At 60.7% G+C, this 14,652-nt stretch carries 14 protein-coding genes; 2 read left to right on the top strand and 12 right to left on the bottom strand.

Annotated features, from left to right (window positions below):
- Positions 1-35: 35 nt before the first annotated feature.
- The 7 genes from P3M64_RS04910 to P3M64_RS04940 form a co-directional block, all read right to left on the bottom strand.
- Entirely contained in the window at positions 36-1,406 is a 1,371-nt protein-coding gene (locus tag P3M64_RS04910) for a S41 family peptidase (RefSeq protein ID WP_132939705.1), read from the bottom strand.
- Entirely contained in the window at positions 1,403-2,737 is a 1,335-nt protein-coding gene (locus tag P3M64_RS04915; RefSeq protein WP_132939704.1) for a murein hydrolase activator EnvC family protein, read from the bottom strand. Before P3M64_RS04915 ends, P3M64_RS04910 begins: the two co-directional genes overlap by 4 nt.
- Before the next feature lie 7 nt (positions 2,738-2,744).
- Positions 2,745-4,346, bottom strand: a complete 1,602-nt coding sequence (gene gpmI / locus P3M64_RS04920) for a 2,3-bisphosphoglycerate-independent phosphoglycerate mutase (protein WP_243644812.1) — start codon at positions 4,344-4,346, stop codon at positions 2,745-2,747.
- Positions 4,347-4,476: 130 nt separating this feature from the next.
- Entirely contained in the window at positions 4,477-4,935 is a 459-nt protein-coding gene (gene rlmH / locus P3M64_RS04925) for a 23S rRNA (pseudouridine(1915)-N(3))-methyltransferase RlmH (protein ID WP_132939703.1), read from the bottom strand.
- A gap of 20 nt (positions 4,936-4,955) precedes the next feature.
- Positions 4,956-5,384 (bottom strand): ribosome silencing factor, encoded by a 429-nt coding sequence (gene rsfS / locus P3M64_RS04930; protein ID WP_132939702.1) that lies wholly within the window; start codon positions 5,382-5,384, stop codon positions 4,956-4,958.
- Between the two features lie 90 nt (positions 5,385-5,474).
- Complete coding sequence (locus P3M64_RS04935; protein WP_322111147.1) at positions 5,475-6,200, bottom strand: nicotinate-nucleotide adenylyltransferase; 726 nt, start codon at positions 6,198-6,200, stop codon at positions 5,475-5,477.
- Between the two features lie 28 nt (positions 6,201-6,228).
- On the bottom strand, positions 6,229-7,515 hold the full coding sequence (locus P3M64_RS04940; RefSeq protein WP_132939701.1) for a glutamate-5-semialdehyde dehydrogenase: 1,287 nt from the start codon (positions 7,513-7,515) through the stop codon (positions 6,229-6,231).
- Positions 7,516-8,018: 503 nt separating this feature from the next.
- Between P3M64_RS04940 and P3M64_RS04945 the strand changes: the two genes are divergently transcribed.
- On the top strand, positions 8,019-8,675 hold the full coding sequence (locus tag P3M64_RS04945) for a pentapeptide repeat-containing protein (protein WP_165886373.1): 657 nt from the start codon (positions 8,019-8,021) through the stop codon (positions 8,673-8,675).
- A 54-nt stretch (positions 8,676-8,729) separates the two neighbouring features.
- Here the strand turns inward: P3M64_RS04945 and proB are convergent, their stop codons facing one another.
- The 4 genes from proB to rplU form a co-directional block, all read right to left on the bottom strand.
- The gene (gene proB, locus P3M64_RS04950; protein ID WP_132939699.1) at positions 8,730-9,860 is read right to left on the bottom strand and encodes a glutamate 5-kinase; all 1,131 of its coding nucleotides are present in this window, start codon (positions 9,858-9,860) and stop codon (positions 8,730-8,732) included.
- Positions 9,860-10,921 (bottom strand): GTPase ObgE, encoded by a 1,062-nt coding sequence (obgE, locus tag P3M64_RS04955; protein WP_132939698.1) that lies wholly within the window; start codon positions 10,919-10,921, stop codon positions 9,860-9,862. The genes proB and obgE overlap by 1 nt, the downstream gene beginning before the upstream one ends.
- A gap of 121 nt (positions 10,922-11,042) precedes the next feature.
- Positions 11,043-11,303 (bottom strand): 50S ribosomal protein L27, encoded by a 261-nt coding sequence (rpmA, locus tag P3M64_RS04960; RefSeq protein ID WP_132939697.1) that lies wholly within the window; start codon positions 11,301-11,303, stop codon positions 11,043-11,045.
- 6 nt (positions 11,304-11,309) lie between these two features.
- Positions 11,310-11,792, bottom strand: coding sequence for a 50S ribosomal protein L21 (gene rplU, locus P3M64_RS14365; RefSeq protein WP_132939696.1), 483 nt, complete (start codon positions 11,790-11,792; stop codon positions 11,310-11,312).
- Between the two features lie 360 nt (positions 11,793-12,152).
- Between rplU and P3M64_RS04970 the strand changes: the two genes are divergently transcribed.
- On the top strand, positions 12,153-13,058 hold the full coding sequence (locus tag P3M64_RS04970) for an aldo/keto reductase (protein WP_207893195.1): 906 nt from the start codon (positions 12,153-12,155) through the stop codon (positions 13,056-13,058).
- A gap of 90 nt (positions 13,059-13,148) precedes the next feature.
- Here the strand turns inward: P3M64_RS04970 and P3M64_RS04975 are convergent, their stop codons facing one another.
- Positions 13,149-14,540, bottom strand: coding sequence for a GGDEF domain-containing protein (locus P3M64_RS04975; protein ID WP_132939695.1), 1,392 nt, complete (start codon positions 14,538-14,540; stop codon positions 13,149-13,151).
- Between the last annotated feature and the right edge of the window lie 112 nt (positions 14,541-14,652).

Consider the following 14,652-nt stretch of genomic DNA (forward strand, 5'->3'; position numbering starts at 1 on the left):
GAACGACGCGACCAACCGCGTCGTTCCGTCGATCTTTATTGCACGCCGTTCCGGGCGCGTTTTTCGTAAAGAGAAATACCCCGGATCAAATCCAGCGCTCGGGTCAATTGGTAGTCGTTGGCCGTATCATCGCCTTGGGCCTGATTGTCATTGGCCCCGGTGGCGGCGCCCTTATTCTTGTCCCCTCCCGTTTTGGGAAGGCCGTTGTTGATCGCTCCGCGCAGATCGCTCTCACGCGCCCGTTGGGGTTGGGCGACGACTTCGACCTTGGCCACCGGCACGATGATGTCGGGGGTAATGCCGACGCCTTGAATCGAACGGCCCGACGGCGTGTAATAGCGCGCCGTGGTCAAGCGCATGGCGCCGTGACCAGGCAGCGGAATGATGCTTTGCACCGACCCCTTGCCGAAGGTTTTCGTGCCCAGAACAATCGCCCTGCCGTGATCCTGCAGCGCCCCCGCGACAATTTCGGAAGCCGACGCCGAACCACCGTTAACCAAAACGACAACGGGCTTACCGTCAATCATGTCGCCGGGGCGGGCGTTGAAGCGCATGCTGTCCTCGGGACGGCGCGCGCGGGTCGAGACGATCTCGCCGCGATCAAGGAATACATCGGAAACGCTGACCGCCTGATTAAGCAGCCCGCCGGGGTTGTTGCGCAGATCGAGCACCAACCCGCGCAGGCGGGTGCCCATCTTCTTTTTAAACCCGGCGATTTGTCTTTTTAGGCCGATGTCCGCCTGTTCGTTAAACGAGGTGATCCGCACATAACCGACATCGCCTTCCATGTGACCGCGCACCGACTTGATCTGGATGATCGCCCGCTTGATGCTGACGTCAAAAGGCTCGCCCCCGCCGCGCATGATGGTCAAAACAATCGGCGCGCCCACTTTGCCGCGCATTTTATCGACGGCGTTGTTTAAGGTCATCCCCATCACCGGCTGGCCATCGAGTTTGATAATCAAGTCGCCGGGCTTGATCCCGGCGCGGAAGGCCGGGGTGTCGTCGATCGGCGAGACGACCTTGATCACGCCGTTATCCATCGTCACCTCGATTCCCAGGCCGCCGAATTCGCCCTTGGTTTCGACCTGCATGTCGGCGTAACTTTTGGCGTCCATATAACTCGAATGAGGGTCGAGGGAACTCAACATTCCGGAAATCGCCGCCTCGATCATCTTCTTCTCGGTCGGCTTTTCGACGTAATCGTCGCGCACCTTTTCCAAAACGTCGCCGAACAAACTCAGATATTCGTAGGCGGCCTCCGGGTTCGCCGGTTTCGTCTTCTGCGCGGCAAAGGCGCGTTCGCCGTAAAGCGGACTCGCCGCCAAGGCGATCAGGGCGAACCCCGTCACAAGGCCCACCTTCAAGCCCGTCTTCAAGGGACCGCAAAACTGTCGATATGTCATCCGTTTACCTTACCTTTGCGTGATGCCAGCCACGGCAGGGGATTTATGGGCTGATTGTTGCGCCTCAGTTCAATATACAACCGGGGCCTTTGTTCCAACGATACTTTATTGTGCGATGCTTTCGTGTCGATTGGCGCGCGAACACCGGCGCCGCCCATAACGCCGACGGGCTCGCCGGCGAGAACGGATTGTCCGATTTGGGTATCTATACGCCCCAATCCGGACAGAAGGCTATGATATCCTTGGCCGTGATCAATGATCAAGAGTTCGCCGTACCCCCGAAACGGACCGGCGAAAACAACCTTGCCGTCGAAAGGCGCCACGACACGGGCGAAAGGACGGGTTCTGACGGTAATGCCCTTGCGGGTCATGCCCGTGCCCAGAGCGTCGCCGTAATGTTCGATCACGGCCCCCGCGGCGGGGAAGGGCAGTTTCCCCCGCGCCCGAGTGATCGACCCTATGCCCGATATCGCGGCGATGCGCACCGGCGTACCCTGATGTTTGTCGGGGCCGAGCGTGGGCGCGGGATTAAGGGTGTGCGAAGACGTGGCGTCGTTCCGCCGGCGTTGTTCGGCCCGACGGCGGCCCTCCGCCTCGATGCGATCGAGTAAATCGCGCAACGTGCGCGCCTTGGCCGCGAGGCTCTGAGCCTCCCGCCGGGCCCTGACACTGGCCGCCAAGGTCTTGCGCCGCAAAGCGCCCTTGCGCGCGATCAGGGCGTCCAGCGACGCGCGTCCCTGGGTGAGGGCGGCGATCGCGGCGGACAACTGAACCTTTCGGGCGGCGACCGCTCGGCGCGATTGCGCCAATTTTGTTAGGGCGTCGCGCAGTGTGTTGGCGCGGTCCTCGATGCGCGGCACAACCGTGCGCAACACCACCGCCCCGCGCACCGTGTCGTTGATGTCGCCCGGCTGAAAAACCAACGCCTGCGGAGGAAAAAGAGCCAAACGTTCAAGCGCCAGCAAAACCGAAACCGATTGCTTGCGCGATCGCGCCAAGTTTTGCCGTTGGACCCCTTCTTGTACCCTAAGATCCCGCACTTGCCCCTCAAGCCGGGTGACCTCGCTTTCCAAGTCTTGCTCCCTCTTCGCCGCCGCCACCGTTTTCTTGTCGAGCGCCGCGATTTCTGCGGCGATCGTATTCGCCCTCGACTTCAGCGCGGCGCTTTCCTTTTTCTTTTTTTCGAGAGCCCGTTCGACCTGCTTCAACTGCCCGGCGTCGGGGCGTGTCGTCGCACCCGGCGACTGCCCCCATGAAGAGGACGGGAACACGCACCCCAAACCCAGGAGCAAAATCAGCGCCAATCTTACAGAAGCACTGGCGATCGACATACCCACGTCACGCGTCCAGATCACGCGGTGCGCTGTCGATCAAGGTTTTACCGGTCATTTCCACAGGCTGCGCCAAGCCGAGAAGATCGAGCACGGTGGGTGCGACATCCGCCAAATCGCCGTCATGCACGCCGAGAACACGCCGAGGGCCGTTGACCAAGACAACCGGCACCGAATTCAGCGTGTGGGCGGTGTGGGGTTGATCGCCGTCACGCATGGTTTCGCAGTTGCCATGATCGGCGGTCAGAACCATCACGCCCCCGACATCCAGCAACGCCCGCTCAAGACGAGCGAGGACCTCGTCCAGGGTTTCGACGGCCTTGATCGCGGCGTCCAATTTGCCCGTGTGTCCGACCATGTCGCCATTGGCGTAATTGGCCACGATGAGATCGAAACGTTCTCCACGGATCGCATCGAGAATGTTATCGGTGACTTCCCGCGCCGACATCTCCGGTTTCAGATCGTAGGTGGCGACTTTCGGCGAAGGCACCAAAATACGCTCTTCTCCGGGGAACGGGTCCTCGCGTCCGCCGTTGAAAAAGAAGGTGACATGTGCGTATTTTTCCGTCTCGGCGATGTGCAATTGACGCAACCCGGCGTCCGAAACCACCTCGGAGAGGATGCGCCGGGGCGCCTCGGAGGGAAAAAGAACATCGTAAAAAGGCGTCAATTGAGCGGAATAGTCGGTCATCGCGATGCATGCCGAAAGATCGATCTTGCGGTCCCGCGCGAAACCCTTGAAATCGGGCGCCAGCAGGGCGGTTAAAATTTCCCGGGCGCGATCGGCGCGAAAATTGGCCATCACCACGGCATCGCCGTCATCCATGCCCCGATAATCGCCGACCACCGTCGGGAGAACGAACTCGTCGGTGACAGCGTTGTCATAGGCGTCGCCGATCGCCTCCAGGGCCGAGGCCGAGCGGGGCGTCCCCGCCGCGCCGACAAGAGCTCGATAGGCCTGTTCGACACGCTCCCAACGATTATCCCGGTCCATTGCGAAGTAGCGCCCGCTCACCGTGGCGACGGAAACCCCGGGAACGTCGGCGCAGGTTTCCAAAAACGCGCGCATATAACCGAGGCCGCTGCTGGGCGGAGTATCGCGTCCATCGAGAAAAGCATGCAGGCGCACCTTCACCCCCGCCCCCGCGATGATTTTGACCAATGCCTCGATATGGGCCTGGTAGGAATGAACCCCACCGGGAGAGAGCAACCCCATCAAGTGGCAAATTTTTCCGGTTTCCTTCAGTGTCGCGATCATTTTCACCAAAGTCGGATGGCGCGCCAAATCACCTCCGGCGATCGCCTTATCAATCCGCGGCAGATCCTGCAGCAACACCCGACCGGCCCCCAGCGTCATATGGCCGACCTCGGAGTTGCCCATCTGCCCCTCGGGCAGCCCCACCTTCAGGGCGGACGCTTCCAGACGGGCATGGGGATAGTGCGCCTTAATGTGCGACCAATGCGGCGCACGCGCCAGGGCGATCGCATTATCGTCCCCATCCTCGCGTTCGCCCCATCCGTCAAGGATGCACAGCACTACGGGACGCGGAATTTCTCCACCCCGCGAAGATCGGCGTTTGACGTCTGAGGGCATGTCCGGTTTTTTCATCGTCGAACCCGTTTATTCCATAAATGTTTCAGAAGGACGAGAAAACCATAGGAAGATTGATAAAAAGTTTCCCGCGTCAAGAATGATGGCGCTCGATGTTCCTCATCCGTTTTTTCTCTCCCGACGCCGATCATGCCCGGTGATAGGGATGGCCCGACAAAATACACTGGGCGCGGTAGACCTGTTCGGCCAACAACCCGCGAACCAACATGTGCGGCCACGTCTGCGCACCGAATGAAAGACACAAACCCGCCGCCCGGCGAACGCTTTCGTCCAATCCATGCGCGCCGCCGATGATAAAGGCGATATCGCGTCGCCCACCATCGACCAATTCCCCCAAGCGTTCGGCGAAAGACGGACTGGATAGCGTTTTCCCCCGCTCGTCGAGAGCGATGAGATACGCCCCGACGGGCGCCGCCTGAAGGAGCAACAGCGCCTCGCGGCGCATCAACTCGGCGGCGGCGAGAGGGCGCTTTTCCTCGACCTCCCGCAGGCGGATCGACGGCGAAATACGGGCGTTGAAGTGTTCGAACAACGCCCGTTGCGCCCCCGCCTTGGCGCGGCCGACGGCAATCAGATGAACCTGCATGATCCCATCCGTGGGCGGCGTCAGAGACCCGCCGTCTTCACGTGTTCGGGCGGATCGGCGGAAACGACGTCACCAAGCCACATTTTTTCGAGATTGTAGAAGGCCCGCACCTCGGGGCGGAAAAGGTGGACGATGATATCGCCGCCATCGACCAAGACCCAGTCGCATTGCTCCAATCCTTCCACGGCGACGCCCTTGGCCCCGCCCGCTTTCAGGCGTTCGCGCAGATGATTGGCGATCGCCCCGACATGGCGGGCCGAGGTGCCGGTGGCGATCACCATGTCATCGGCCATCGCGCTTTTGCCTTGCAACGAGATCCGCGTGACATCCAGCGCCTTATCTTCCGCGAGCGAATCCTCGGCGATCTTCAGCAGCGTTTGCGCCGAAGGGTCTTCATTTTTTTGGATAGGTATTGTCGTAATCCTTTTTTCCAATGTGTTGTTCGTCATATCCGCCGTTGAACACATGCATCGTCGGGGAACACATGCATCGTCGAGCGCGCGGGGGGAGGAGATATGCCGTCACGCTCCACGGGGCCGTCATCCGTCTCGCCCCGTTCCACTCCGCGCCCCATTCCGCGCCCCATTCCGCCACGCCCCGACCCGGCGAATTTCACTCGCCGACACGCGACACGCGCGCCCAGGCAAGAAAAGCCACGCCGGCGGCGTCATCTCGGCCAAGAAGGCGGCCCGATCGCCGGGTACGCGCGCCTGCGCGAAAAGCCGCGCCGCCTGTGACGCCAACGCCCTATAAGAATAGGGGGGTCGGGGAAAAACCGCAATGGGAACGCGACGGATAACATCGCGCCAACCGAACCAGCGGGGCAGCTGAATTAAATTATCCGCGCCGATCATCCAGACAAACCGTATTTTGGGAAATACGGTTTCCAGCCGTTCAAGGGTATCGCAGGTATAGCGCGTCTCCAATTTCGCCTCCAGGGTGCTAACCACGATCCGACCGGCGAGACGGGGCGTTGTGCGTTGCGCCGCGCTCACGAGACGACGGGCCTGGGCCACCCGGTCTTCGAACGGAGCCATGCCGCGCACGGGCTTAAGAGGGTTTTGGGGCGACACCAGCCACCAGATCTGATCCAGCTTCAGGCGCCTGAGCGCCGCGCGTGAAATGTGCAGATGACCTTCGTGGGCGGGGTTGAACGATCCCCCCAACAGACCGACCCGCCGCACACGCGACACGAGACCTTGCGCGTCCGTGGACCGGGGCAGCGCCTGTTCACCGTGTGCATCGTAAGCGGGATCGGCGATCACGTCATATTCCTTATGGCGGCATGTATTCTTATGGACGGCATTGCCCCTGGCCACGCACCAAGTACTTAAAGGTGGTCAACTGCTCGACCCCGACCGGTCCACGCGCATGCAACTTGCCGGTGGCGATGCCGATCTCCGCCCCCATCCCAAATTCGCCGCCGTCGGCATACTGGGTCGAGGCGTTGAGCATGACGATCGCGCTATCGACCTTGTTCAAGAAGCGCTCGGCGGCATCCGCGTCCTCGGTCAAGATGCAGTCGGTGTGGTGGGAACCATGCTCTTCAATATGAGCGATCGCGCCATCCACGCCTTCGACCGTTTTGACGGAAACGATCGCATCCAGGTATTCGCTATCCCAGTCCGCGGCGTCCGCCGTGCGCACCCGGGGGTCCAGAGCGCGCACGGCGGCGTCGCCACGCACCTCACAACCGGCGTCGAGCAGCCCGGAGACAATTTGCGGCCCCAGCGTTTGAGCGGCGGCGGCGTCGATCAACACCGTTTCGGTCGCCCCGCAAATCCCGGTACGACGCATTTTGGCGTTCACCACCACGTCCCGCGCCCGCGCGGGGTCGGCGTTTTTATCGACATAGGTGTGGCAGATTCCTTCCAGGTGCTTGAACAGCGGCACCTTGCTTTCCGCCGTGATCCGCGCGATCAGGGATTTCCCCCCGCGCGGCACGATGACATCGATCAGGTCGTCCATTTTAAGCATCGCGCCGACCGCATCGCGATCGCGCGTCGGCACCAGTTGAACCGACGCCGCCGGCAACCCCGCCGCCGCCAGTCCGACGCCAAGACACGCCATGATCGCGTGGTTGGAATGAAAACTTTCCGAGCCGCCGCGCAAGATGACCGCATTGCCGGATTTCAGGCACAGGGCGCTGGCGTCGGCGGTGACGTTGGGGCGCGATTCATAAATCACCCCGATAACCCCGATCGGCACACGAACGCGTTGAATAAGAAGACCGTTGGGACGCGTCCATTCGCCAAGAACCGCACCGACCGGATCATCCAGAGCGGCGATATCTTCCAACCCCCGGGCCATCGCCGCCACCCGTTCTCGGTTCAAGGTCAACCGATCGACCATCGCCGCGCTCAGGCCCTTTTGCCGTCCCGCGGCGACATCCTTGACGTTGGCCGCGAGGATTTCGGCCTCGTTATCGCGCAGCGCGCCCGCCGCCGCTCTCAAGGCGCTGTCTTTGGCCGCGCCCGAAGCCTGCGACAGCTCCCGACTCGCCGTTTTGGCGCCATGGGCGAGCGCACGCATCATCGCCGCGATATTTCCACTTTGGGCTTCCTTGGCAAGCGCCGTCATCTTCACGTTCTTTCCTGGCCGTCGGCGCGCCGATCGAGCGCCTGTGAATCCAAAATAAAATTGTTCGTTCGCATCCGAGGCACGGAAAAGTTTTCATCCCGGACGAAAAAATGGGCAAAACCGGAAATGCGCGCCCCTCCGGTGGATCGACTGCGACGTTTCGCGCCCGCGGACCATCGGGCCGACCACGATCTCTCTTTTTGTTGTGGTTTGATTTGTTCGCACGTTTGTGTCCAATGGCACCGGACTCAAATGTTAAACGCAAACCACGAGCGCCACTGCCCCCTTGTTGTCGCGCCGCCAATCCTGCATAGTTCGATACGGTACGCGTCCCCGAATATCCGATGAAAAATAAAGCAACATCGCGGAAAATTCACGTCTTTTCGTCACCACGGGAACGCCGCGCTTCAAAATCGAGCGTCAATGCGGAACCGGCGCGAACGCACGATCACCGCCGACGGAGGCACGACCTCCACCCGCCGAACTTAATGAAGGCCTTTTCCATGACTTCCTTCTCCTTGCGTCCCCGGCTCTCATGGGCCTTGAAAATTTTAATCATACCGACGGGGATCATCGTCGGCGTGATTGCGCTTTCCTCCAGGGCGCACGCCGCCTGCACCGACGCCCCCATCCCCGGAGTCGATTGGTCGGGATGCGTCATGAAAGGCGCCCGCCTGGTCGCGGTCGATCTCAGAAACGCCAATCTGTCACACGCCAATTTCACCAAGGCGAACCTGAAAGACGCCCAACTATCTGGAGCAAAAATGACCAAGGTCAAGATGCCCACCACGGTACTCATGCACGCCAACATGGATATGGCCGATCTGGAAGACGCCTACCTGCGGGGCGCTAATTTATCCGCGGCGTCGCTGCGGAGAGCCAATTTTCAAGGCGCGAATTTAAGGGGCGCGTACTTGATCGAGGCCCATCTCGAACAGGCCAACTTGACAGACGCCAACCTACAAAGCGCCCGCCTACAAGGCGGCAAACTGCGTGGGGCCAACTTGGAGGACGCTAAGCTCGACTTTGCCGATCTGCGTGGGGCCGACCTTAAGGACGCCAATCTGGATGGCGTATCCCTTTTCAACACCAAGCTCGATCGCGCGGTCTGGAGCGACGGGCGGCGCTGCAAACCCGGCTCCGTCGGCATTTGCCGATAAGACGGCACACCGAAGAGAAGCCGCCCCGGACATACCGTCACCAGGACGAGGCCGTCAGGTCAGGACGAGATCGTCACGGTGAATCATTTCGTCACGCCCTCGATAGCCGATCCTGGCCTCGATATCGGCCGAATGCAATCTCACGATCTTGGTCGCGTCGTGCGATGGATAGGCCATCAACCCACGTGCGATTTCGCGGCCATCCTCGGTTTTGACAACCACGGCGTCGCCGCGCATGAAGACCCCCTCGACGGCGATCACCCCCGCCGGAAGAAGGCTTTTCCCGGCTTCCAGCGCCCGGCGCGCGCCGCCATCGACAACCAACGCGCCGACCGGCTTTAGGCTGGCGGCGATCCATCTTTTGCGCGCCGTCTTCGGCGTCGCCTCCGGCACAAACCACGTCGCGCGCGCGCCCTCTTCGATCCGTGTCAACGGTCCCAACGGCTTTCCCGGCGCGATCGCCATCCGACATCCGTTATCCAGGCATATCTTCGCCGCCGCCAATTTGGTCACCATCCCGCCGGTGCCGACGCCCTGACGGGCCTGCCCGGCCATCGCCTCGATGTCGGGCGTAATCTTGCGAATCTCGGGAAAAAAGCGCGCGTTTGGGTCGGATAATGGATCGGCGCTATACAAGCCATCGACATCGGACAACAACACCAACACATCCGCGCCGAGCATGGCCGCGACGCGGGCGGCCAAGCGGTCATTGTCGCCAAAGCGGATTTCATCGGTGGCCACGGTGTCGTTTTCGTTGATGATCGGCACCGCGCCGTGACGAAGCAAGGCGTTTAACGTGTTGCGGGCGTTGATGTAACGCCGCCGATTTTCGGTATCGTCCAGGGTCAGGAGAACCTGCGCCACGGTCAGGTCGTGTTGGGCCAGGCTCTCTTGATAGGCGTGGGCCAAGCGCACCATGCCTATTGCGGCGGCGGCCTGTTTGTCTTCCAAAACCAGGGCCTGGGTTTGCATTTTCAGGCGACGGCGGCCCACGGCGACGGCCCCCGAGGAGACGATGAGAACGTCCTGCCCGCGCGCGCGCAGGCGGGCGACGTCGTCGGCCAGCGCCGCCAGCCATTTGCGATGCACCGCGCCGGTTTCATCATCGACCAGAAGCGCCGAGCCGATTTTAACGACGATACGCCGCGCCGTGGCGATCGAAGAGGTGTCGCCGGATGCGCCCATCACGCGCCCCCATCATGGAGAAACGCATCCACATCTTCGTCCGCATCGTCATCGCCCTCCTCTTCGCCCCCGCGGGCTTCGGCCACGGCGTCGAACAGCGCATTTAAGGTCGCGTCCACCCCGGTTCCGGCAACGGCGGAAATCACCATCACATCCCGACCACTGACGTCTTCCAGGTCACTGCGAAGCCGCGCCAAGGCTTCGTCATCCACGGCGTCGCACTTGTTGAGGACGACGATTTCGCGCTTATCGGCGAGTACGGGACCATAGGCTTCCAATTCCGAACGAACGGTCCGGTAGTTAGCCAGCGGATCCTCGGCGGTGGCGTCAATCAAGTGCAACAAAGCCCCGCACCGTTCCACATGGCCCAAAAAGCGCGTTCCCAAACCGACGCCCTCACTCGCGCCCTCTATCAGGCCGGGAATATCGGCGATCACCATCTCGCGATCGTCACGGCGCACCACGCCCAGATTGGGATGCAACGTGGTGAAGGGATAATCGGCCACCTTCGGTCGCGCCCGCGACACTGCGGAAATCAAGGTCGATTTTCCAGCGTTGGGCATGCCAACCAAGCCGACGTCGGCTATTAATTTAAGACGCAGCCATATCCAGGCTTCCGAACCCGGCGCGCCGGGTTCGGTGCGGCGGGGCGCACGATTTGTGGCGCTTTTGAAATGTGCATTGCCAAAACCGCCACGCCCGCCCTCCAGCAGCACCACGCGCTGACCGGGAACGGTCAGGTCGGCAAGCAGGGTTTCCTTGTCCTCCGCCAGGATTTGAGTCCCCGCGGGAACGGTGATGATTTTATCCACGCCCCTGGCCCCGGTGCGATCGCGGCCCATGCCGTGAACGCCCCGCCCGGCCTTGAAATGCTGCTGATAACGAAAATCGATCAGGGTGTTCAGACCCTCGGCGCACGCCAAGATGACATCCCCGCCGCGCCCACCGTTACCGCCATCGGGACCGCCGAATTCAATGTACTTTTCCCGGCGAAACGACATGCACCCGTTGCCGCCGTCACCGCTTTTGACATAAACCTTGGCTTCATCGAGAAATTTCATATCGCCGCCTTAAGATGATACCCGTCCGGGATAACGCAGTGCGAACCGGGACGGCAAAAAGGGGAATGGCTGGCCATTCCCCTTTGAATCGCACCCATCGATGCGCACGAACCAGGGCGGATTACGCCGCCGCCGGCTCCACGCCGACGAAAACTTTTCCGTTGGCCTTGTGGCTGAAGATCACGCGACCCTCAACCTTGGAAAACAGGGTATGGTCCTTACCGATGCCGACGTTGGCGCCGGGGTAGTACTTGGTGCCCCGTTGACGCACGATGATGTTGCCGGCGATCACAATCTGGCCGCCAAACTTTTTCACGCCCAAACGACGTCCCGCGGTATCGCGGCCGTTGCGGGAACTCCCGCCTGCTTTTTTATGCGCCATATCGCTTTACTCCTCGGTCTTCTTGTCGGTCTTTTTAGGGGCGGCCTTCTTCGCCGCGGGCTTTGCTTCGGCGGCGGCCTTTTTCGGCGCGGCCTTCTTCACCGGGGCCTTCTCGACAGGGGCTTCGGCGGACGCGGTTTCAACCTTCGCCTTCGCCGGGGCTTTCTTGGCGCCGGTGGCGCTGATCTGGGTGATGCGCACCAAGGTCAAATCCTGACGGTGGCCCTTTTTACGCCGATAGTTCTGGCGGCGTTTTTTCTTGAACACGATAATCTTGGCGCCGCGGGTTTGGTCGATCACCTCGCCGTAGACGGCCGCTTTGTCGAGTAGAGGCGTGCCGACGCTGGGGGCCTTGCCGTCTTCGCCGACCATCAGAACTTCGTTGAATTCAACGGCGTCGCCGGCGTCGCCGGCCACTTTCTCGATGGTGAGAATATCGTTTTCGCTGACGCGGTACTGTTTCCCGCCGGTCTTAATTACTGCGAACATGGTATCGCTCTCTCTTTTTCCGTTTCGCGCCCTGTGGCGCCGGTTCGAAAAAGATCCGATCCTTGCGTCAGGATCATCATCGAAATCGGAACAAACCGGACTTTGTCTTTACGGCCTCAGGCAGCGGCTTCACCAACCCCACGCACGGTAAACGCATCAAGCACGTGGGATCGGCGCTTATACGTCCCGGGGGGCGCAAAGTCAACGCCTTTGCCCACCCAAACGGCGACCTCGACGCCGCCGCGACGAAAAAAGGAGAAAATTTTCCTCAAGCGAATGCGCGCCCATCCGGACTGTGGCATAACGGAGGGCATTCCGGTCATTAAATTTAGCCCGGTCATTTTGGAAATAAGGACACCCATGATGCAACGGCGGCGGGTGAGCGACGATTTAACCTTTTCGGTCTTGGCCTGGGGCGCGTGGCGCCTACAGGACAGCGATCATCTGCAGGGACCTCGGGATGTTTTACGTCTGATCGAATTCCTGATCGATCACGGCGTCACCACCATCGATCATGCCGATATTTATGGCGATTACGGCTGCGAGGCCGCCTTTGGCGCGGCGCTGGCGCTGGCCCCCGCCCTGCGCGAACGGATGGAAATCGTCACCAAGTGCGACATCGTCCCGCCCGACCCGGCGCGCCCCGACGCCCGCGTCAAACACTACGACACCTCGGCCCGCCATATCATCGACGCGGCGGAGCGTTCGTTGCGCAACTTAGGGATCGCGCACATCGACGTTCTGCTTTTGCACCGCCCCGATCCCTTGATGGACGCCAACGAGGTCGCCGAGGCCTTCGCCCGTCTGCGCACCGCCGGAAAGGTTCGCCATTTCGGCGTCTCCAATTTCACGCCCGCCCAATTCGACCTCCTGCAAAGCCGCCTGGATGCGCCGCTGGTCACTAATCAAATCGAATGTTCGCCCCTGGCGACGGACGCCCTTACCGACGGCGCCTTGGATCAGATGCAGAGCCTGGGCCGCACGGCGATGTTCTGGTCTCCCTTGGGTGGGCTTTTCGACCCGGACGACGCGCGGGCCCGGCGCGTGCGCGACGCCCTTACCGAAGTCGGCCGACGGATCGGATGCAACGCCCCCGCCACCGTAGCCACGGCATGGTTGCTGCGCTTGCCCTGCGCGCCGGTCGTCATCGCCGGCTCCATGCGCACCGGGCACCTCGAAAGCATGATCCAGGCCTCGGCGTTGACGCTTGATCGTCAGGATTGGTTCCAAATTTATGAAGCATCCATGGGCCGACCGGCGCCGTGACGCCTTAGCGTCCAAGACCGCACGAGCGCCTTAGCGTCCAAGACCGCGCGCCGAAACGCACGAAAAAACGGGCGGCGGACACGCCCCGCGTTATTCCGTTTTACATGCATCGCCGTGGATGTAGACACAGCGGTTGCGGCCGTCTTTCTTGGCGGTGTAAAGCGCGGTATCGGCGCGCGAAATGATTTGTTCGAAATCGGGGTGGCCGTCATGCAGGGCGACGCCGATGCTGGTGGTGACCCGAATCGGCTTCTGGTCCGGGGCCGTGAAAGAGGCCTGGGCCACCGCCTCGCGGATTTTTTCCGCAAGTTGCATCGCCCGTTCCTCGTCCATATCACCCAGAAGGATCAAAAACTCCTCGCCACCGTAGCGAAAAACATAATCGTTAATCCGCACATTGAGCGATAAAATTTCCGCGAACTGATGTAATATCCGATCGCCGAAATCGTGACCATAGCTGTCGTTGACCTTTTTAAAGTGGTCAATATCCAGCAAAAGAACCGCATAAGGATGGCCATGCTTCATGCTGATGCCGGTTTCGTGCTGCATGATCGTGGACAGGTATCTTCGGTTGAAAACGCGAGTCAGAGAATCGCGCCCGCTTTCCAATTCGAGGGTCTGCTTAATCAATTCCGACATCGTCCAAGCGGCATGATCCACGGCGTCGTTCAGTTCCAAAAGAGCCCGCTTGAAAATTTCATCGTTGCCTTCGCGGCGATTTTTGGATGCGACGTCACACAGGACGTCGATCTTGCGCACCTGATTGAGTAAGTCGTCGCCTCCAAATCCGTCGGCGAACATGAACGGCGCACGATGTTCGACCCAAAGGCCGAATTCCGAACGCCCCAAGGAGCGGCACTGCACCGCGCTACGGGTCCTGTTTTGGTATAAGGCGAGAACGTTCTCGCGCATCCAGTCGAAGAGATATGAGCGCAATCGTTCGCAATCGAGGGCGAGCACGTAAGGTGGGATTTGCATACGCAAGGAACTGACATTGCGATCGTTGGCGATCATGCCGCTCATATAACTTTCGTTCATTAACGAAATGACATGATCGAGGAGTTCGTTGACAAGCACCAAAGAGCGCACCAGATCGCCGCGCCCCATATCCGACGCCATAATGCACGCGCTGAGTTCGCGCCGCAGGATACGGACACCCTCCACCACCAAATAAAGGGGGATGTTGATGCGCGCATGCGCTTGGCCGACCTCTCTTTGGCGGGCGATCAAGGCGTCGATGTCCGCCGCCGTTTTCGGTTTGAAAAGAGATTCGACCCACACCACCATGGAGTGCGTCAACCGGGTCGCCACCAATTCGCTGTTGAGGAAGGCATCGGCCTCGGGGTGGCCGAGCAATTCGCTGTAAAACACATTGACCATGGCGGGAATTTCAGGAGCCACGATTTGCGCAATCTTGGCGACTAAGGCGTCTTGCCGACCGAGATAAATCTCGTGCAGTTTCTCGCGGTCAATCGCTGCCATTTCTCCCCCTCGGATACAATATCCGAATGCCGCCCACTGCTTAATTCGTATTTTGCAAGATGAGGCCGTGACGAAATACACCCCATACGGTCACGGGCGGGCGAAGATTACA

Source organism: Varunaivibrio sulfuroxidans (assembly GCF_029318635.1).
Lineage (GTDB): Bacteria > Pseudomonadota > Alphaproteobacteria > Rhodospirillales > Magnetovibrionaceae > Varunaivibrio > Varunaivibrio sulfuroxidans.